Consider the following 19,264-nt stretch of genomic DNA (forward strand, 5'->3'; position numbering starts at 1 on the left):
TTCTCGATACACCGCTTTGGCCCTCAACAATGAGGGGCAAAATTCGAGATATTTATACGGCGTCAAAGCGGACGGGTCCGAGGACAGTCTTGGTATTTACAATATACCATTCAAGACCTCAGGAATAGTAGTAACTTCTGAGACGAAGGTTGATAACCCTTCGAATTTCGTACTTGAAAGTCAAGATCAGTCAAGCTACTTGATATTTTCCAACGGTACCGCCCCTGCCGCTGGATCCAACTACAGCTTTACGTCTCCGCAGGGAGATTATGCGCTGCCAGTTTGCTATGGCGCCGGCTCGAAGATACTGACATCTCGCGGCGAAGTTGCAGTCGAGGATCTGCGCGTCGGCGATCTGGTTCTCAACGCCGCCGGCGAGGCCCGTCCGATCCGCTGGCTCGGCCACCGGACTGTCGATTGCACACGACACCCGCATCCGGACAGCGTCCAGCCCGTGCGCATTCGCGCCCACGCGTTCGGCGACAACCGGCCGTCCCGCGACCTCGTTCTCTCCCCGGGCCACGCTGTCTGCCTCGACCTTCTCGGCGAGGTGCTCGTTCCGGCCAACGCCCTCGTCAACGGCGCGACCATCGTTCGCGACACGGTCAATACCGTCACCTACTGGCACGTCGAGCTCGACAGCCACGATATTCTCCTCGCCGAGGGCCTACCCGCCGAGAGCTATCTCGACGCCGGCAACCGCGCCTTCTTCGCCGAGAACGATGTCGTCGACCTCGACCTCACACCCGATGATCGGCCCGCCCATGCCGATTTCTGCCGGCCCTTCCACGAGGATGGTGTCCTCGTCGATGCCGCCCGTGCCCAGCTCCGCCGACGCGCGGAGGCGCTGGGCTGGCGCCTCGAGACGCCCGAGCCCTTCGCGGACACGCACCTGATGGTGGACGGCCGCATTGTGCAGCTCGACCGCCTGGGCCTGATCGGCTGCTTCCTGCTGCCTGCCACGGCGCAGGAGGTGTGGCTGATCACCCCAACGAACACGCCGCGGGACGCGGCCATGGGCCTGGATCAGCGCGATCTCGGATTGTCGCTGAGCCGGCTCGCCCTCGACGACGGTTTGCATGCCGTGCGCGAAATCGCGCTCGACGACTCCCGGATGGTCGATGGCTTTCACATCGCAGAGGTGGATCACCGCTGGACCGGCGGACGAGCGCGCATACCAGCGGATCTTTGGGCTGGACTGATCGGCACGGTGCGACTGCGCTTAGATCTCCGCGGGCCGTCCCTGCCGCGCTGGGTGGTCACGCCCGAGGCGATGTCGACTGCCGGTTCGGAAGACCAAGTGGCGTAGGCCAGAAACGAAAAAGCCCCGCTCGGCGACTGCCGGCGGGGCTGAGGAAGTCTCGGGGTAAAGGCGAGCTGGTCAGCCCAACCTCTGGTCGTAGAAAACACCGGCTTCGGTCCACCGGTCAATGGCGTAGCTCGCCACCACCATCATAAAGACGGCAGCGGCGACGACGGCACCCCAGCGGATCCAGCGCTGTGGCGGCACGCGCTCTTCGCCGATCGCCTCGTCCGCGATCAGGTGGAAGTAGGCGCCGCACGCCACCAGGAAGAGCCCGTAGGCGACGATCCAGGAGTTCGCGAGCCACATCGGCTGGTCGAGCCAGCGCCACACGATCGACCACCACCGTCCGAGCTGCGTCCCGGCCCAGGACAGGAAGATCCCGAGCGCCAACCAGTGCACCTTATTGAGCGGCAGCCGGCCGAGCACGATGTCCCGGGTGGTCGTGAAGTAGGCCACGCAGACCCCGGCCGCGAGCGCGACGATGGCCGCGTTCAGAATGCCGATCATCGCCTCCGAGCCGAACAGCGCTGCCCCGAGCAGGAACAGCCCGTTGGGGAGCACGAACAGCAGGCAGAGACGTGATGTGAGGAAACGCTTCATCGATCCCGTTCCAGGAGAGCGTTGAGGGTGGCGATCTGCCGGTTGCGGTGCTCCACCCGCTGCTCGGCGGCATCGACCGTGACGCGCATGTCCTTGACCCGCCGCTGCTGCTTGCGTGCTGCCGTCGTCAGCTCGATTGTGGAGAGAGCGTGAAGCTCCGCGGCACGGCGCAACTCGTCGCCCGCCGATGAGCAACGGTTCGGGAAGATGCGGTCGAGGAGCATCCTGATCCTCCGGATCATCGCACACCCCCACGGCAGATCGTGTCGACCCGGCCCTGGATCGCATTCAGCTTGTCGTGGACCCGCTCGTCGCCGCTTTCGATCTCGCGCTGAGTGACGGCGAGCATGCGCAGGACTTCGGTCTGCCCCTCGCGGATCGCGTTCAGACCGGCCGCCGTCTCGATGTTCGTGCTGGCCTGCCGTTCCAGGGCGGACGTATTCACCTTGGCGTCGGAGACCCGCGCCTCCTGGCAGCTCTGAACGAGCTTGTGCAGGTAGACGACTACTAGGCACAGCATCCCGATCATACCCCAGGGGCCGTAGTCCCTGAGGAGGCTGGCGATCTCAATGGCGTTCACGGCTGACTTACCGAGCCGTCGCCGGCATGCGAGCCAGGATCGGCTCCAGGATCAGCGCCGCGGACGAGTTCTCGTCGAGGTGCATGGCCCGGAATAGGCGCTTGGCGATCTCGGCCGGGCCGCCCACCGCGTCGATGATCTTGGCGGGCGTGCTGTCGATGATCCGCTGCAGGGCGACGGCGAGCACCTGGGAGCCGACGGGGACGGTCAGCCTGGCGTCCTTGGTGGCGCCCTGCACCGCGTTGATGCCGTAGTCGAGGCCGGTCTGGATCGTCGCCTCGATGCGCTTCTGGCTGATGAAGAGCGTGGCCCAGGGCGCAAGCTTCGCGAGCGCGGCGGAGGCGACGCCGCCCAGGATCGTGACGGCGACCGACGCGACCGACGGCATGGCCGCGGCGAGCCAGGCGCCCCAGGGCAGATCGATCGACGTGCCGCAGACGGTGGCGACCTCCGCGGCGAGCGCCGGCCCGGCGATGCCGGCGATCAGCGCCGCGACCAGGATGCCGAGGACGGGCAGCCGGACCCGGGCAGCGAGGCAGACGCCGTCGACCAGCGCGAGCGCGCCGAGCAGCACGAGGCCGAAGGCGAGGCCGTGGGCCGGGTTGCCGCCGGTGGGCAGCATCTCGGCGATCGGGCCGGCGCCGGCCATGGCGGGAGAGCAGACGCAGGCGAGCGCCAGCGCCGCGAGGAAGATGCGGTGCATGATGGTGTCCTGATTGTGGGGGATGTGCTCGGCTGGCCCGGCCGGCGCGGGTCGAACTGCCCGGGATCTCCGGGGGTCGGTTAGCGCGTCCGGCGCCCGCCGAGCGCCTGGCAACGGTCCAGCGCCTCGTTGATCGCCGCGGCGATGAGGATCTGGATGCGGGCCGTGCGAACGGCGACGGGCTGGAGCGTGCAGAGGTCGCCGATCTCCCGCGCGGCCGCGAGCGCGAGGGCATCCACCGGCGGGTCCTGCGCGTCGCCGAGCGGCATCGGGCCGGTGACCCGGACCGGCAGGACCGGATCGTTCGGCGGGATGAGGCGGCGGGCGCGCATCAGGCCTCGCTCACGCCCGACCGCGCCCCTGCGATCGTCGTCGGCAGCTTGCTCGCCACCGGCAGAGGCACGTCGGCCGGCCAGCGGAAGGAGGTGAATTCTTTGCGGGAGAAGGCCGCAATCGACCAGGCGTCGCCTTGGTTACCCCCGAGCAGGAAGATCTGGTTTGAGTTGGCGCCGACCACGAAGCCGACATGGCCCTGCCAGGCGCTGTTGCCGCGCCGCTTGGTGGCGACGCAGCCCAGGGCCGGCTCCTTCAGTCCGACGCCCCAGCCCTCGTATGACCGGGCCGCGAGGCTGCCGGAGGGTTTGTGGCCGGCGCGCTGGAGCATGGCGCCGACGGCAGCTGCGCACCACGCGACGCTGTCATGCTTGATGCCGGAGAAGCCGGCATCGGCGAACAGCTGCACGACGCGCGGGTTGTTGGCGGCGCCCGCACCTTCTCGCACGCCGAGTTCGCCTTCCGCGAGGACGAGCCAGCCGGGCTTGTCGACGGGAACGCGCCCCTCGGTGACGTCGGCCTGCTGCAACGCCTTCTTGGTCAGCTCCCCAGCGATCCCGTCCGGTAGAAGGCCGGCCGAGCGCTGGAACGCCGTCACCGCGGCGATGGTGCGGGGGCCGGCATCGCCGTCGGCGCCGGCCGGCCCGAGGTCATAGCCGCGCGCCAGGAGAGCGCGCTGGATCTCAGCGACGGTCATCAGGATCTCCAGATTGTCAGGGTGTCAGGACCGGGCCGGGTGGCGCAGCTTCAGGGAAGGATCAGAGCGCTGCGCCAAGATGCAGCGCGCAGGCTCAAATGGCAGCAGCTTTCGACGCGCCACGGGGATGTGTCATGACCCGAGCGCCCGAACGTACTAGGGCTTGGGCGGCGCGCTCGCGGGAGCCTCGCTCTCGGCCGCCTTACGGTCCTGCTCAGCCACCTGCGCGCGGATCTTCTCGAACGCGGGCAGCGCCACCTCCAGCGGCAGCTTACCGAGGCCGCTTGCCACCGCCTGCACCTCCTGCGGGGTCAGGGTCAGGGTGTAGGCCTCGCGGCGCGGAGCCGTGGGCGACTGCGCGAACGCGGGTGCTGCTGCCAGCAGAGTGGTCGCGGCGGCGACGATGCGGACTTTCATGATGATCTCTCGGTTCGGGTGACGTGGTCCGGGCGCGTTACTGCGCCAGCCCGTTATTGATCAGGCAGGAGCGGATCCTATTGACGGCGGTTGAGATACTGGCGCTGGTGGCGCCGTTGTCGGTGGGGAGCGGGTCCAGCGAGCATTTTCCCACCGGGGAGGCGCCGTTGAACCCGACACCGGCCGTCGTAGCCCACACCCGGATTGTCTGGGTGCCATCGCGCAGGACAACGCCATCGCTCCCCTTGCCGGTGAGCACGATGGCCCCGTTGGTGGAGCTGCCGCCGAGGCCGAGGAATGCGTTACCCGCGTTGGAGCCCGCGATCGTCAACCAATCTGTTGCCCCCGATACGGACAGCACCTGGAGCTGCGTCGCCCCGCCCGTAAGGCCTCCCCCCGCGACAGCCGTGCCGGCAGTGGCGAAGATATGGCTCCCTGTCCCCTGCGCCACGTATCGCCCCGAGACATTCGCATCCGAGCCAGTAAATTGCAGCGCGGGGGTGCCGCCTGTATCGCTGGACGAAAGCACCGGGAAATTTACCGGCGCTGCTGATCCCAGCACGCGCATCACTGGGACGGCGCCGTTGCCGAAGAATTCTGCAGACTTGCCCTTGAACTTCAGCCCAAAAAAACCGGGCTGGTCAACTTCAGACCATATTGCATTTCGTTGGGTGTTTCCCGCATTGCGCCAGTTGAGCATGTGACCCATGCCCATCTCTATAGCAATCGATGTCTGCCCGGCAGTTAAGCCGTCGTTCCCGCTCAGCCCATCAGCGGCAAATACAATTCCCTTGTCCCAAGTAGATGCATTACGTCCAACAAGATGCGCGATATTGGATGGCGCCGTGGGGGCGCCCCCGTATGTGGCATCCGCGCCCGCTGCCATCCAAGTGCCGATGACGGCGTTGGTTCCCTGAGGATTGTAGGGGTCGCCCGTGATGCTATCGGTACCGCGGTTTTTGGCCGCGACTTCAAGACCGTAAGTCGTGGAGCTGCCCTTCTGACGTAACGTCTCCAAATACCCCGCCCATACTCCGGTCAGTAGGCCGGGCTTGTCGCTGATGCCGAGGCCAGCGATCCCGATGGGGGCTCGCGGTCCGGGCATGTCCCCCGGCTGGTCCGACGCTCGGGAACCGCCGAACACGCCGATGAGCCCCTTAGGCGAAATGACCGAGGCAACGCTGTCGCGCTCTAGGTAGCTGGCATACCCTCCGATTGGGGAGTTTCCGGTGTACTGCTGGCCTGTATATTTGACTGCATCGCCAATCAGCAGCCGCCCGGCGATACGGTTGAACCGGCCAGGCGTTGCGTCGTCTGACCAATATCCGGCGGTCGCAGCCTGAGAAATGCCCTGCTCGACCTGGCGAGACAGATCGGTCCACAATGCGACGCTTCGGGCGTCACCGGGAGCGCTGGACGGCGCGACCTCCAAGTCGTCGCCCCGCCCTTGCTCGACGGCGCGGCGCCCGGACGAAGTGGCGTTCATCAGCGTGGAGGTACCGAGCGTACCATCTAGTTTGCGCCAGAACAGCCGCCCGTCCGCCCGGTTGATGGCGAGCGTATCGTCTTTGATCGGAGCCTGCCCTTGCCCAACTCCCGGCGTGTTGCCGGGAATTGGCGAGAACCGCATGTCGAGCGCCACGGCGGGTGCGGCAGAGACAGCGGCCAAGAGCAGGGCGAGCCGTGCGGCGAGGTGCGTGCGGGTCATACGAGCCTCAGAACGAAGAATTGAGCTGATCGCGAAGGGCTGCGATCCGGCCCAGATCCGGCAATGCAACGTCGAGTTCATTTACTGCCCACAACAAGGGGGTTGTCGCATTTTTTATCCAGAGCCCGTTGGCATCGAGGCCAAAACTATCGCCGCGAATGAAACCTGCATTGTCGCCGCGCACGAGATCGGTCCCGACCCGAACGAAGCCTCCTTTCTTTACGCGGCCCGTCATTCCAGGCGGGATGTCCTCGTAGGCGATCCCGGCAAACACGGAAGCCGGGTCGTCGGCGGACATCGGGCGGCAGGTTCGCTGTGACGACGCATAGGCCACGGCCCGCTTGCGCCGGATAGCCGTGGCGCCGCCGTTGTAAACCTCGATCTCCTCGTCCCGCATGGCCGGGCGCCAGCGCTCGGTCACGTCCATCAGCGATGCGGTCGCGGCCGACCCGAGAGCGCCATTTATGATCCCGAGCACGGTGGCGTTGCTCTGAGCGCGGTGATCGGCCGAGAAGGTGACTGTATAGCTCGTGCCGCCGTTGACCTGCACGACGAGCGTCTTGGGTGTCGTGCGGCAATCCCCGAGTCGCTGACCGAGCGTGGTCAGGCCGGCCGTTTGCGACAGGCCGAAGGGAATGCCGGCCACCTCCCAGGCGCCGTATACAGCACCGCGGAGGCCGCCGCCGCTGCGATCGACGGTGACGGCGCCGAAGATGGCCGCCACGGCGGAGCCGCTGACCGCGATGGCCGTACCCGCCGCCGTGCTGGCGCTCTCGATGCGCAGCGCGCGGGCGCCGAGATCCTGGCAGTCGTAAGCGAAGGGCGTGTTGCCGTATCCGCTCACGCGCAACTGGAACGCCCGGTCGGCGAGCTGCAGGGCCGGGTCGGCGGTCAGCCAGGGGAAGGGCGAGAGCAGGAAGTGGCCGGAGATCTGGTTGCCGATGAGTTCGACGACCAGCGGCTCCCCACCGCCGAGTGGCTGCACGATGATGCCGGTGCCGTACTCTGAGCGTCCGATCAATTTACTATTGCGCACGACGTGCTTCGACGGGCGAGTGAAGTCCTTATTATCGTGGACGTAAAACCCGTTCTCGCCTCGCATCGTGCAGCGCTCGATGAGCAGCGTCTGCCCCGACGAGCAGCCGTAACCCCACGGGGACAGGGTCGCGAAGACGGTGTTGGGGTCTCCGCCCTGGCTGGAGACGTAGGCGCGGACCTCGTCGTTGCCGAAGTTCTCGAATTCGCAATCAAAGACTCGCTCGTCGATGTCAGGGACCGCCCCGTTGGTCTCCGAATGGACCGGATATCTCATATTCTGACAAGTGATGCGGCAGTCCAGGAAACGACACGTAACGTCAACATCAACTGTTGAATTGTTATTGACTTGGTCGATCGGCGTCGACGGAGCCTGGTAGCCGCGCAACCACGAGCGAGCGATGCCATGCCCGACGAGGTCGGTGAAGCGCGGCAGGCGGATGCTGATTTCATCGTAGGTGCCGATGAAGTCGATCGCGTAGCGTTTGAACGCCGAGCTGTCCCTGATCGAGAATGCAGCCGCCTTGACGGATGCGAAATCGCCCGTCCCGTCCTGCCGGACCTTCAGCGTGACGGCGTAGGTGTCGGCTGCGGCCGGGATCGTGACGGCGGCGCGTGCGGCGAGACGCCGAGCCGCGATCAGCGCGTTCTCCTCGGCGAGCGTCATCGCGTCGCTCGGGCTTGCGACGATCCGGGCCGTCAGTTGTGTCAGGATAAGGTGCTCTTCAGCGCTCGCTACGGCATCGCTCAAGAGCCCGTAGTAGGGCGCCAGCACGATCTCGTCGCCGGTCAGGGTGGCCTCAAACTGGACCACTCGCCGGAAGCTGGAGACCTGCGCATCCGCCAGCGGTGTCACCGCGACCTGACGGGGGGCATCCGCCATCGGCGTGGTGACCATGCCGATCGTGATGGAACGGGCGGTCGTCGAGGTGAATGTCGCCGTCACCAATACGGTCCGCCCGGCGAGCAGGGGGGCGTCTGCCGGATCCACCTTGACGCCGAACGACAGGACCGACCCCGATCCGGTCTGGCCCGCGGGAATGCGCAGGCCGAAACCCGGGGGCTGCCCCTCGACATACCCTGCGGCGCCGGCACGGAGCTGCGGCGCCGGCACGAGGACATCGTAGACCGGCCCGATGCCGGGGGTGGCCTCGGCGAACCGGCGATCCAAGAGAATGTCCGACCCGGTGCGCGAGTCGTTATCTGTCGTCTCGACGCGGAAGTTGACGCTCTCGATCCGGATCACATGGGCGTTGGCCGTGGAGGTCGACCCGATCTGGATGATGGGGCCGATCAGGCTGTCGGCCGCGGTGACCCGGTAGGCACAGACGCGCGTGATGAAAAGCCCGTCCTGGCGGGTGCTGAGAACGATGCCGTCGTTGACGTAGGTGCCGGAGCGCAGCACCCGCACCGCTAGGTCAAGAGGCTTCTCGGCCAGGAAGTCCGGGCGCGAGACGCCGTAGACGGTCCTGAACACGACAACCTGCCCGACGAGGGCTGCGATCTCGTCGGGGGTAAACGACCGCATCGCCGCCACGTAGGTCCCAGCACCCGACGATCCGGCGGGAATTGAAACTGAGAAGTCTGGCTTGCTCTGGTAGGGGCTGAGCGTTGCGCCGTTGAACGCTTGGGCCTGGGCCGAGACGCGCGCGAGGAACGAAGCCCCGGCAGTCAGACCGCCTGCACGGTCGGAGGCGGCGAGCCGCGTCGCGAGATTGGCATAGCCGCCACGACCATCGAAAATCTCGGTCTGGAGGTTGCCGATCGCCTGGGTAAACTGGTCGCCTCTATCGTCTATGTTGTCGATACGCACACCCAGGGCAGACTCTGCCTGACGGGCGGCGGCGACCTCATCTGCAAGATCCCCGACAACCTCGTCGATCCGCGCCGAGAGGGCCGGAAAGGCGTCAGGCGGGACAAGCCGACGGATCGCGTCGTCGATGTCACTGATATCGCCGGCGTGCAGGTCGGTCAGGACCGTGCGGCCCTCGACGCCGTAGCTCTTCAGGCCGACGCGGAAGTAGACGGCTCCGGCCGGACGAGAGACCGTCACACCCGTCACGCCAGAAATGCCGATGAAGGCGCTGAACTCGCGCGGCGTCCCCACCGCGGGCGTGGCTGCATCGACCTGGACGGGGCTGCCGATCAGTGAGCGATCCGCGCCGTACCACTGCACCAGTGCGACGATGCTGTCCCCCGACGGGTCCTGCGACGGCGCGGTCCGCACGTAGCGCCACCGGCCGCGCCACAGGCGAGTGGTCTCGGCCGCGTGCAGGGTCCGCTCCCAGACCTCGCGCGAGCCCGAAATCTCGACGCCAAAGCCATCCCCGACGACCCGGATTGGGTAGACGACCGTGTCGAGGGGCGAGAGCGTGTCGGGATCGCCGCCAGCGCGTGAGGCCGTGAACGCGACCGGGTTGTCGCCAGGGCGCTCGGCGGGATAGAGGCCGGCGTAGATGCGCAGGATGCGGGCGAGGAGATCCGCGACGGCGCTCGCGTCCGCCTTGCCGCCGACGGCCTGCTGCAGCGGCGCGAGAGCCTGCTGTACGGTCGCCAGATCGCCCTGGGAGGCCTTGCCGTTGACGACATTGCTCAACGCCTCGAGCGCCACCCGCAGGTTCGCGACGCCGCTCGGGTCGTTGACGACGATGCCGCGCACAGCATCGGCCAGCGCATCAAGTGGCGCCCGCACTAGGTTCCGCTGCCCGTTGCCGGCTTCGGCATGCCCCAGCACCTCGACGAGGACGCCGAGCGGCAAATTGGAGGAGCGGATGCCAGCGGTCATGCGATTGTCCAGCACTGGAGAGGCGCCGGCTACGGCACCCTGTCGGGATGGATGGAGGGGAGCGGCCCCGGCGGGCCGCGGATTAGGAGAGCGTGACGTAAACCGGCCCGAACGGGATGCTCTCGGTCGGCGGGCTGTTGCCATCGAGCGCCGTCGCCCAGAGCCGGTATGTGCCGGCAGCGAGCGCCGCGCCGCTCGGCAGGGTGGTGAGATCAACGGGCGGCAGCGGTGTGTTCGGACCGCTCACCTGGTCGCCGGTATAGGCGGTGGCGGCGGAGAACGACGCGCTCGCACCGACGGCGATGTAGAGGCGGGTCGCCGCGCTCTTCGGGTCGGCGCTCGAGGTGCCGGTGGCGCGGATCGTCCGCGAGCTCGCGCCGGTGACCTGCGTGGCGGTGAGAGTCTGAGGCGCCGAGGGCGCGGCCGGGTCGGTAGCGGCGACCTGGTGCGTCAGGGCTGGGGTGGACCAGTCGCCAGGCGTTCCGCCGGCCGAGATCGCCCGGGCCTGAAGCTCGATGCTGTCGCCCTTCTGATAGCCGGGCAGCACCACCGCGCCGGCGGCGGCTGCACCAGGCGCCGACATCCACGTGCCAGCCCCGATCTTGCGATGGCGCACCTCGAACGAGGCGATGGTCAGCGTCTCAAGCGCAGGCGACCGGACAAGTACAACGACCGGGACGGGGTTGGTGGAGGTCGCGGCGTCGGACGCGAGTACGCCCGAGACCACGTTGTCGACAATCGGTGCCAGCGGCGTACCGGCCTGCTGCTGCGCCGGAGCGCCGGCCCGGCCGCTCCACGCCGGCGGCACCTCGGCGTCCACTAGCGCTTCGATCTCCGCAGCGTGATCGATAAAGGTCACGCGAGCGCCGAGGTCGGAAAGCGCCTCCATGCCCTTCACCGTCACCGGGAAGCTCTCCCGGGCGGCGGGGCCGAACATGGCGAGCTCGCCCGACGGATCATCCTCTGTGGGCCCGGTCGGCACGTCACCGATGCCGGTCAGCCGCACCGCGTGCGTCGTGCCGGGGACCGTGGCGACGGTCCGCAGCAAGGTCGCGCCGTCCGCTCGCCGGAACCGAATTGCGTAGCTCTCGCCCGCCTCCATGGTCACGGCCTCGTCCAGGTAGATCATGGCGCTGCCGGCGACCGTCGTGACCGCAGTCACCCGGCCCGAGATCATGGTGCGCTCAAGGACGTCGTGGCTCAGTTGCGCGCGGTCACCGCGCCGGATGGTCATCGCCTCCCAGTCAAGGTTGACCGTGTGGGTGTCCGGCCGGTGGATCAGCTCGTACTGGCGACGGCGCGCCTCGCGCCACACCATGGCGGGGTTCGTGACCCCAGGCATGTCCATCTTCTCGGTGACGCGGATCTCGCCGCTATGCCCGGGCCAGGGCACCAGCCGCTCGGCCTTGGCGAAGCCGTTGGTCTCGTCGAGAAAGCTGACCCGGAAAGCATCCGGGAACACGGCATAGGGCCGCTTGCCCTGGTAGCTCCAGGAGTTCCGCGGGCTGATATGGGTCGAGACGACGGACAGGGCGCGGTCGATCACCACCTGCCAGACCTCGCCAGTATCGTGCGGGCTGGCCCGGCCGGCGGCGGCGATGTCGCCCAGCACCTCGAGGACGCTGGCCTCGTAATCGTGGACGCGGTTGTAGGTCAGGTTCTTGAGCCGGCAGAAATCGTGCCACGCCTCCATCGCGCCGACCTCCCCTGGAGTGAGCGGGTAGGCCATGGCCGGGCCGGTGAGCACATAAGGGAATAGGCTCGCCGGATTGTTGGTCTCGCGCACGACCCACGTGCCGGTCGTGAAATCGTAATCCGGGCAGAGGGTAGCCACGTCGCAGTTGAGCGCGTCGAGCGTACCGTTCAGCTGGCCGGTCGCACGGATGCGGCAGGCGGCCAGAGCCAGCGGCTGGGGGAAATCGATCGGGTACTCGGGGCGGAACGAGCGCAGGACGGACCATACCGTGACTCCGTGGCGCTGGATGCTCTTGTTCGACTGATCCGCCTCGTCCCAATCGGTGGTAGTGCGGGTCAACTCAATGTCGTAGCGACCGCGCTCCGGGAACGTAATCGGCGTCGTGCGGGTCAGTGCCTTCGCCTTGTTCGACGTGATGCTGATCGCCGGGCCCGAGATCCAGTTGTTCGTGCCGGACTTGCAGTAGCGGACGCCGATGCTGACCGTGAAGTTCTGGTAGGCACCGTCCTTATTGACCTGGTAAATGCCGGTGCTGGTGATGTCGATCTCACAGCCCGTGCAATCGGAGGCCGTGGTACGGATTTGCGGGCCGCCAGTCGGGAGTTGCGCGGTTTTAAGCGCGACGGACAGGGCTTCCTCGAGCACCTGCTGGGGGTAGAGCGACAGTCGCTCATCGCTCGCGTAGCCCTGACGGGTCTCCATGGTGATGTCGGTGTAGCGCTCGATCGGTGTCTCGCCGATACGCCAGTTGCGCACCGCGAGCGGGCCGTAGCCGAGGAGGAACGCGGCGACGACGTAGCGCTCATCACCGACCGCCTGGGTGTAGGGCGTGGCGGCATAGGGCGGTGCGAACCGAATCTTGCCGAGAATCAACGGCACCGGCGCATCCGGCGTCAGCTGGTTCTGGAGGCCCTGGATCGAATAGCTGGGCTTCTCCTTGGCATCGGCCCGCGGCGGCACAAGGGCGTTGATGAGCAGCGTGCCGGCCAGCAGCGTCGTGCCGGTGATGCCGGCGGATATCAGCGAGGCGAGCGGGCCGGTCGCGGCGCCGCCCAGCCCGAGGAGCGATCCGGCCAGGAGCGGCCCGTAGAACTGCCCGAGCGCGATGGCGCCGACCGTGACGGCGATCGTCAGGATATTGCGCGCCGCGTCGCCGGCCGGGATCGGTTGGATCAGCAGGTGCGTGCCGGGGCGTGGGCGGGTGCCGCGCCACATCCCCATCGGTACCACCCGGCCGTCGATCGTCACCCGGAGGCGATTACGCAGTCCCTCGGCGAGACCCGGGAACGCAATCGCCACGATCTCCGCGATGCTGCAACCCGGCGGCGAGACCATCTCGCGACGACGCCCGGCATCAAACAGGCTGTCGAGGGCGAGGACCGACACGTCACGCGGCACAGGAGCGATCCATGATGGCGGCGTGGCGGTAGAGGCCGGAGAAGCGCGAGGCCCAGCGGGGCGCGCGAATGTCGACCACGGCGCTGTCGAGCCCGCCCGTGATGTGCAGCACCTGTGTCTGGGTGCAGACGAGGCCCACGTGAGCGTCGAGCTCGCCTACCCGGAACACCGCGACGTCGAACTCGCGGGCTGCGGTGAGCGGCACAGGGCACCAGAGCGCACCGCCGGCCTCAGTGCCGATGGCCGCAGCGATCTGCCGGCGCTCGGCCGAGCAAGCGCACAGACCAGCGTAGGACGGCAGTGTGATGCCCAGCACCTCGCGGTAGACGAGAACGCAGAGGCCCCAGCACGACACGCCGTCGGGCACGTCGCCGGTCTCGGCCCACGGGAGGCCGACGTAGGGGGCGGACCAGTGATCCTGCATACGCCTACCTGAAGAGGCCGGGGAACCGGGCCTTGCTCATCCGCCCGGACGGCATCGGCTCATTGGCGAAGCTCTCGCGCGACGCATCAAGCGAGATCTGGCTGGCGTCCCAGGTACCCAGCGTGCCCTTGAGCTTGAGGTAACGGGCCTCGATCACATCCGGCGTATCCGCCATGACGATCGTGAGGTCGGCCGTCGGCGGCGACAGGATCGAGCGCAGCGGCTTCGCCATGTCGGCAACCACGTTCTCGAACACGAGGGTGGTTTTCGGCGCCGAGCCGCGCTGATCGTCCGGCCAGGGCAGGCCCATCAGCACGAACTCGTAGGCCTGGCCTTTGTGGCGCGTGCCGTACCTCAGCGGATCGGTGCTGAGCCGCACGGTTGGGTCGCTCGACAAGCGGATCGGCTCCGGCAATTCGGGGTGCCGGATCTCGGTCAGCGTCACCGGTATCCGGTCCGTCGCTTGGGCGTGCGCCGCGGTGCGGGCGTTCAGGGAGATCAGTCGCGGCATCAGGGCATGACCACCAGCGGGAAGGAAGCCGAGAAGGCCATACCCCGCTGAAGCGGCGTGAAGCTGAGCGGTGCATCTCCGGCCATGACCAGCCACCAGGCGGTGTTGATGAGCGGCCGGCCCTGATCGTCAAGCAGCTGCAGGCTGTCGTCGGTCAGGAGCGGCAGACCGTCATGGGTCTGATCCGGCATCAGAAACGGCAAGCTGCCGCCGCCGATCTCCTCGCGCCAGAACCGCTCAAGGCGCGCCTTGCCGTCCGGAGAGACGCGGAACGAGGCGGGGACCGGACGCACCACCGCAGAGAAGCGCCGGCGCACCTTCATCGGGCCGGCCTCCATCTGCGTGCGCAGCCGGCCCTCACCCATGGTCTCGCTGTAGCCCGAGGCGAGGACGCGCTGCGGTAGTTCGGAGGGCCACACGATCACCGCACGAACCTCCGGCCGCCCTGCGCCAGCGCCTCACGCCCCTGCGGCGTGCCGGCGCCGGTCACGAAGGTGTCGCCGATCGTCATCTCGAGACGGCGCTGACCCCGTTCGTCGGTGCCCCACCGCGCGGGCGCCTTCTGCTCCTGAGGCGTCCCAGTGTTGATGAAGGCGATGCCGGGAATCGCGTCGTTGCCGGGTCCCATCATCGCCCGGCTCGGCATGGTGAAGGCATTGCGGCCGACGATGCCGCCATCAGCATAACCGCGCAGACCGCCCCGGCGGATGGCCTCGACGACCGCGACGCCGCCATGCCGCGCAACGTCGTCCTGCGAGTAGACCACCTCGCCGCGGTGGACGAAGCCGGCGACGTCATACCGGCCGCCCGGGCCGGTGTAGCCGCCGACGTCGAACTTGCCGCCGCCGATCACCGACGCGATCGTGCCGAGGAAGCCGTTGCTGTTGGCCGCCCCGCCCTTGGTGAATGCATCGAAGAAGGCCGAGATGGTGCGATCCGAGGCGGTCTGCAGGAGCTTGTCGGCGAACCGTCCGGTCACGTTCGTGAGCGCGGAGGTGAGCGATACGCCCTGGCGCAGATCGCCGAGCATCCCCGAGAAGGCGGAACTCGCGAGATCCTTGGTCTGCTTCAGGTTATCGTTGAGACGCAGGCCGTCTGCCTCCTGCGAGTCGAGTCCGAGGCCGGTCCCGCGCAGCCGGGAGGCGACCGCCTGCTCGGATTGCGTGCGGCCGATCTGAGCGCGATCGAACAGGATGTCCTTTCCAATCTGACTGCGCTGCAGGTTCGCCTGCGCCTTGGCATAGGCGTCAGCGGTCTCCAGGATGACCTTGCGCTGCGCCTCCATCTCGGGCGTCATCTGGCTGGCCGAAGCCTTGACTAGGTCCTGTGCCGTCGCGAAGGTGCGCCCGATGGCGGTGCCACGCTGGATCTCGTCGTTCAGGAGTTCCTGAACCTTCTGCCGGCGCGCCTCCGCCTCCGTCGTCTGCTCCGTCAGCGTGGTCCGACTGCGCACGTCCGCGGTCTCACGGTCCGAGGCTCGGATGTTCGGCGCGCTCTTATTGATGACCCGCTCGGCATAGTCGAGGACGTTGCCGACCGTCCGGCCGCCGCCGACGATGGTCGGGTTGGCACGGGCCGCATCGCTGCCGAGGATCGATGCCGCCGAGGCGCCGCGATCCGCCCGGAGGAGATCGACCGCCCCTTGGGCACCAGCGAAGTGCGCGAGGTAGAGGTTGCGGTCGGTGGTCGCGAGACCGGCCTTTTCCAGGGCTCGCGAGTTCTGCTCGGTCAGGGCCCGGATCAGCTCGATACTGTCGCTGCGGTCGGTCCGGCGCGCCAGGATCTCGTCCCGGGACATGCCGGCGGCCCGTTCGGGGAACCGCTCCTTGAACAGGGCGAGCCAGGTCCGCTCAATGAACTGGCCGAGGCCGGTCGCGGTCGAGCGGGTGTTGCGCGCATTCGGATCGCCACCGCTCTCGGCACCGATGACGCGGTCCATGTAGGAGCTGACGTTCTGCGAGCGCTCGGCCCGGACCGCGGTCTCCTTCTGGATCGTGTCGGTGTCGAGGTTGAGGGAGCGCTGCAATCCTTCTCTCGCCAAGGCGTTCTTCAAGGCCGCGTCCCGCGCAGCTGTCAGGCCGACAAGATCTCGGGCGTCGGCGTTGCCGATGCGGGCCTCGTAATCGGCGCGCACCTGCGCCGAGGACAGCCCTGTCACGTCAATGCCGAGCTTGCGCACCTCGTTGTTGTACTGCTCCTGACGATCGGCCAGCGCGCGATCGACTGGGTTCAGGCGCTGAGTCGCAGCACGGTTGGCGAACTCTGACGCGCGCACCTGTGTCGCGATGGTGGCGCTGCCGAAGCGCTCCATGTCCTCGGTCATCGTGCGCAGCTGCGCCGACACTCGCCCGAAGGCGCCCTCGGTCTCCGCCAGGGCCCGCGGGCCGAGGCCGAAGGTGATCGGGTCGGAGAGGGCGCGGCGCAGGCGCTCCGCCGTACCCTGGAGCTTGTCGAGCTGCGCCTGCTCGGGGTCGAGCGAGCGGACGATGTCACCGATCTCTCGCGAGCGCTCCGCCGTTTGCGCCCGTTCGGTCTGCTGTGCTTGCCGGGCCTGGATCCCGCGCAGGCGTGCGATCTCCTCCTGCAGTTCATTAGCCGGGGCATCGACCCTGTAGTCGAGGAGCCCGCCAAACCGGCCGCGCAGGCTCTCGGTCTGCTCGAGCTGCGCCTGCAGATCCTTGATCCGTTCGTCCAGGGAGCCGCCAGTCAGCACCTTGTCCAGCTTCTCGCCGACCATGTCCCAGACGTTGCCAAACACGCGGCCGAACGCCGAGGTCTTGTCTCCGAAGGCCCCCGTCAGCTCGCTCGCCTTGGTCAGGGCCGCGGCGTAGGCGTCGAATCCCACCCGCTGGGCGGCGAGCCGGTCGCCCTGCTCGGCGAGCCGACGGACCGTCTCCCGAGTGCGATCGTCCAGGAAGCCCAGCTTCTCGTTCAGGGTGTCGAGGCCGCGGACCAGATCCGGGTTGCCGAACGCCTTGACGAGGTCGGTGTTGGCGTCGCCCACGTCCTGACCGGTCGAGGCCGCATAGTCGCGCGCGGTTCGGGCGAGGCCGGCATACATCTCGATGCCGATGCGGCCGGTCGAGGCGTATTCGGCGGAGAACTGCCGGGCCTGCCGGACCGAGACCTCGCCGGACGCGGCCGCAGCCTGCGCCGCCGCGTTGATCAACGCCGCGTTGGCGCCGGACGCGCGACCAACACCGGCCAGCGCGCGTTCCGTCTCTCGCATAGAGTTCTGGTATGAGAGCACCGCCGCCGTGCCGGCGACCGCCGCGGTAGTGACGACGCCGATGGCGCCGCCTACCAGCCCGATACGGGAGACGAAGCCGGTCACCGCCTCGCCCGCCTGCCCGAGCGCACCCTTGATGCTGGCCGAGCCAGGTCCGGCAAACACGGGCGCGATCTGCCCGCCCTGCTGCAGCAAGATGGTGAGCGGGGACATGCCGCTCGCCGCCGAGGCGACGATGTCGGTGCCCTGATAGAGCAGGTTCTGGGCCTGGAAGCCTGTCAGCCGGCCATCGCCGCGGGCGCGTAGGTCGGTCACCTGCCGGGCGAAGGCGTCCTTCGTGGACTGGATCGCCGCCGTGCCCTCGGCCTGCGTCAGCGCGCCCGTCCGCACGGCCTGCCGGATCTCGGCAAGCTGCCCCAGGTACTCGCGCTGGGCAGCGAACAGCGGGCTGTACTTGGCCCGCAGCCGGTCGAGTTCATCACCGTATGCCACGACATCGGCGCCGCGGTTCGGCACGATCATCTGGCCGCTGACCGCCGCCTGCGCGCTGGCCTTCTGAGCGAGGCCGGCGCGTTCCAGTCGCTGAGTGCTGTCCTCGAAGGTGCGCACGGCCGCGAGGCGTGCCGCTGCCGCCTTGTTCGCCGAGAGGGCGCCGACCTCCTCCGCCCGGGCAATGTCCGCCAGCACGGCCGAGTAGCGGGCACCGGCCGCCGCCATCGGGTCGAACCGGCTTTGAAGCGTCGCAACCTCGCGCGCCAGAACCTCGGCACGGCGCGCGGCTTCGTCGGCCGCCCGGGCCTGCAGCTCGAACACGGAGGCCGAGTCGCGCGCGGCTCCGCTCGATCCCTGACCGACGCCGAGAACGGCGTTGATGTTCGCTTGCGCCCGGGCCTGCGTCTCCGCCTCGCGCGCAGCTGCCGCCAGCCGCTGGAACTTGGCGGTCTGCCGATCTACGGCCGCGCCGGCCGCATCGCTCGCGGCGGCGATTTTCTGGAAGGCGGCCTGGCCGTCCTGACCGGTTTCGGTGAGGACGCGCTTGACCTCGGCTCCACCCTCGACGCCGAGGCGGATGGCGACGCTAGTCGGCATTCTCGCTCTGCTCCTGGTAGGCCTTCACGATGACGGGCTCGACGTGCGGCAGGACGTCGGCGAGGAGCGCCGAGGTGGCGCCCATGGCGCCGGCCAGCGCCAGCACGGCGCCGAAGTCGAGGGCGTAGGGGGCGCCCATGCCCGCCCGGACCTGACCACCGCAGCGGCGGATGACGGCCCAGGCCGTCAGGCCGTCATCGGTCTCGGGCGCGTGCTCCCGGTACGGGCAGGCCTCGCACTCTACGCCGCAGGCGTCGCAGTATCCGGCGCCGCCGCCGAAGTGCCACCGGACGAGCTCGACGATGCGTTTTTTTCCGCGTCCCTCGCCAGGGCGGGGGCGACGTAGAGGGTGTCGATCGCATCATAGGCCGGCCAGTTCTCCATCAGGAGATCCACGGCCTCGCGGGTGACCGGAAGCGGCTGTCCGTCGGCATCGCCGATGCCCTCCCACTCCATGATGCCACGCCGGGTGAGTTCCCGCACAAGCGCAATGTTGGCGCGGGCGCCGACGTCGTCCTGGTCCTCGCCGCGGAACACCTTGCCGACCGCTTCGCGTGCGACCAGCATCGAGGCGACGGTGATCGGCCGGAAGCGGATCCGGACGCCGGGCAGGACGTCGAGCCAGAACGGCTCGACCGACTGGGAGAGCTTGAGCATTATTCCTCGCGGAGAAAGAAGCGATCGGACGCTGACGTGCGATCATCTTGCCGGTCGGCAGTCTCGCAACGATCCCCAGGCACGCGGGGAACTTCG

17 protein-coding genes are annotated in these 19,264 nt (G+C 68.0%); 1 reads left to right on the plus strand and 16 read right to left on the minus strand.

What is annotated here, in order from left to right:
* Positions 1–199 precede the first annotated feature (199 nt).
* On the plus strand, positions 200–1,309 hold the full coding sequence (locus tag BMX97_RS14295; RefSeq protein WP_177202225.1) for a Hint domain-containing protein: 1,110 nt from the start codon (positions 200–202) through the stop codon (positions 1,307–1,309).
* 72 nt (positions 1,310–1,381) lie between these two features.
* Here BMX97_RS14295 and BMX97_RS14300 read toward each other — a convergent pair whose 3' ends face one another.
* The 16 genes from BMX97_RS14300 to BMX97_RS14370 form a co-directional block, all read right to left on the minus strand.
* On the minus strand, positions 1,382–1,906 hold the full coding sequence (locus BMX97_RS14300) for a hypothetical protein (protein ID WP_091751132.1): 525 nt from the start codon (positions 1,904–1,906) through the stop codon (positions 1,382–1,384).
* On the minus strand, positions 1,903–2,130 hold the full coding sequence (locus tag BMX97_RS14305; protein ID WP_143074622.1) for a hypothetical protein: 228 nt from the start codon (positions 2,128–2,130) through the stop codon (positions 1,903–1,905). The genes BMX97_RS14300 and BMX97_RS14305 overlap by 4 nt, the downstream gene beginning before the upstream one ends.
* Positions 2,131–2,144: 14 nt before the next feature.
* On the minus strand, positions 2,145–2,486 hold the full coding sequence (locus BMX97_RS14310; RefSeq protein WP_091751138.1) for a hypothetical protein: 342 nt from the start codon (positions 2,484–2,486) through the stop codon (positions 2,145–2,147).
* Positions 2,487–2,493: 7 nt separating this feature from the next.
* The gene (locus BMX97_RS14315) at positions 2,494–3,189 is read right to left on the minus strand and encodes a hypothetical protein (RefSeq protein WP_091751140.1); all 696 of its coding nucleotides are present in this window, start codon (positions 3,187–3,189) and stop codon (positions 2,494–2,496) included.
* 80 nt (positions 3,190–3,269) lie between these two features.
* Positions 3,270–3,521, minus strand: a complete 252-nt coding sequence (locus BMX97_RS14320) for a hypothetical protein (protein WP_091751142.1) — start codon at positions 3,519–3,521, stop codon at positions 3,270–3,272.
* Positions 3,521–4,219, minus strand: coding sequence for an NlpC/P60 family protein (locus BMX97_RS14325; RefSeq protein ID WP_091751145.1), 699 nt, complete (start codon positions 4,217–4,219; stop codon positions 3,521–3,523). The genes BMX97_RS14320 and BMX97_RS14325 overlap by 1 nt, the downstream gene beginning before the upstream one ends.
* 156 nt (positions 4,220–4,375) lie before the next feature.
* Positions 4,376–4,636, minus strand: a complete 261-nt coding sequence (locus BMX97_RS14330; protein WP_091751147.1) for a hypothetical protein — start codon at positions 4,634–4,636, stop codon at positions 4,376–4,378.
* 37 nt (positions 4,637–4,673) lie between these two features.
* Complete coding sequence (locus BMX97_RS32085; RefSeq protein ID WP_143074623.1) at positions 4,674–6,344, minus strand: hypothetical protein; 1,671 nt, start codon at positions 6,342–6,344, stop codon at positions 4,674–4,676.
* Positions 6,345–6,351: 7 nt separating this feature from the next.
* On the minus strand, positions 6,352–10,164 hold the full coding sequence (locus BMX97_RS14340) for a hypothetical protein (RefSeq protein ID WP_091751153.1): 3,813 nt from the start codon (positions 10,162–10,164) through the stop codon (positions 6,352–6,354).
* Positions 10,165–10,246: 82 nt separating this feature from the next.
* The gene (locus BMX97_RS14345; RefSeq protein WP_091751156.1) at positions 10,247–13,258 is read right to left on the minus strand and encodes a TipJ family phage tail tip protein; all 3,012 of its coding nucleotides are present in this window, start codon (positions 13,256–13,258) and stop codon (positions 10,247–10,249) included.
* Entirely contained in the window at positions 13,248–13,682 is a 435-nt protein-coding gene (locus tag BMX97_RS14350; protein ID WP_091751159.1) for an NlpC/P60 family protein, read from the minus strand. Before BMX97_RS14350 ends, BMX97_RS14345 begins: the two co-directional genes overlap by 11 nt.
* A gap of 4 nt (positions 13,683–13,686) precedes the next feature.
* Positions 13,687–14,193, minus strand: a complete 507-nt coding sequence (locus tag BMX97_RS14355) for a hypothetical protein (RefSeq protein ID WP_091751162.1) — start codon at positions 14,191–14,193, stop codon at positions 13,687–13,689.
* On the minus strand, positions 14,193–14,618 hold the full coding sequence (locus BMX97_RS14360; RefSeq protein WP_091751165.1) for a hypothetical protein: 426 nt from the start codon (positions 14,616–14,618) through the stop codon (positions 14,193–14,195). Before BMX97_RS14360 ends, BMX97_RS14355 begins: the two co-directional genes overlap by 1 nt.
* Entirely contained in the window at positions 14,615–18,511 is a 3,897-nt protein-coding gene (locus tag BMX97_RS14365; RefSeq protein ID WP_091751168.1) for a phage tail length tape measure family protein, read from the minus strand. The genes BMX97_RS14360 and BMX97_RS14365 overlap by 4 nt, the downstream gene beginning before the upstream one ends.
* A complete protein-coding gene (locus tag BMX97_RS32880; RefSeq protein ID WP_177202226.1) occupies positions 18,501–18,650 on the minus strand; it encodes a DUF7697 family protein in 150 nt (49 codons plus the stop codon). The genes BMX97_RS14365 and BMX97_RS32880 overlap by 11 nt, the downstream gene beginning before the upstream one ends.
* A gap of 101 nt (positions 18,651–18,751) precedes the next feature.
* The gene (locus BMX97_RS14370; RefSeq protein ID WP_091751171.1) at positions 18,752–19,168 is read right to left on the minus strand and encodes a hypothetical protein; all 417 of its coding nucleotides are present in this window, start codon (positions 19,166–19,168) and stop codon (positions 18,752–18,754) included.
* Positions 19,169–19,264 lie beyond the last annotated feature (96 nt).

The organism is Methylobacterium sp. ap11 (assembly GCF_900110515.1).
Lineage (GTDB): Bacteria > Pseudomonadota > Alphaproteobacteria > Rhizobiales > Beijerinckiaceae > Methylobacterium > Methylobacterium ajmalii.

What these genes read in the sequence shown, in the direction of transcription:
- BMX97_RS32085 (WP_143074623.1), bottom strand. Translation starts at nt 6,344, where the DNA reads ATGACCCGCACGCACCTCGCCGCACGGCTCGCCCTGCTCTTGGCCGCT.
- BMX97_RS14300 (WP_091751132.1), bottom strand. Translation starts at nt 1,906, where the DNA reads ATGAAGCGTTTCCTCACATCACGTCTCTGCCTGCTGTTCGTGCTCCCC.
- BMX97_RS14340 (WP_091751153.1), bottom strand. Translation starts at nt 10,164, where the DNA reads ATGACCGCTGGCATCCGCTCCTCCAATTTGCCGCTCGGCGTCCTCGTC.
- BMX97_RS14355 (WP_091751162.1), bottom strand. Translation starts at nt 14,193, where the DNA reads ATGCCGCGACTGATCTCCCTGAACGCCCGCACCGCGGCGCACGCCCAA.
- BMX97_RS14315 (WP_091751140.1), bottom strand. Translation starts at nt 3,189, where the DNA reads ATGCACCGCATCTTCCTCGCGGCGCTGGCGCTCGCCTGCGTCTGCTCT.
- BMX97_RS14325 (WP_091751145.1), bottom strand. Translation starts at nt 4,219, where the DNA reads ATGACCGTCGCTGAGATCCAGCGCGCTCTCCTGGCGCGCGGCTATGAC.
- BMX97_RS14365 (WP_091751168.1), bottom strand. Translation starts at nt 18,511, where the DNA reads ATGCCGACTAGCGTCGCCATCCGCCTCGGCGTCGAGGGTGGAGCCGAG.
- BMX97_RS14320 (WP_091751142.1), bottom strand. Translation starts at nt 3,521, where the DNA reads ATGCGCGCCCGCCGCCTCATCCCGCCGAACGATCCGGTCCTGCCGGTC.
- BMX97_RS32880 (WP_177202226.1), bottom strand. Translation starts at nt 18,650, where the DNA reads ATGGGCGCCCCCTACGCCCTCGACTTCGGCGCCGTGCTGGCGCTGGCC.
- BMX97_RS14350 (WP_091751159.1), bottom strand. Translation starts at nt 13,682, where the DNA reads ATGCAGGATCACTGGTCCGCCCCCTACGTCGGCCTCCCGTGGGCCGAG.
- BMX97_RS14330 (WP_091751147.1), bottom strand. Translation starts at nt 4,636, where the DNA reads ATGAAAGTCCGCATCGTCGCCGCCGCGACCACTCTGCTGGCAGCAGCA.
- BMX97_RS14305 (WP_143074622.1), bottom strand. Translation starts at nt 2,130, where the DNA reads ATGCTCCTCGACCGCATCTTCCCGAACCGTTGCTCATCGGCGGGCGAC.
- BMX97_RS14370 (WP_091751171.1), bottom strand. Translation starts at nt 19,168, where the DNA reads ATGCTCAAGCTCTCCCAGTCGGTCGAGCCGTTCTGGCTCGACGTCCTG.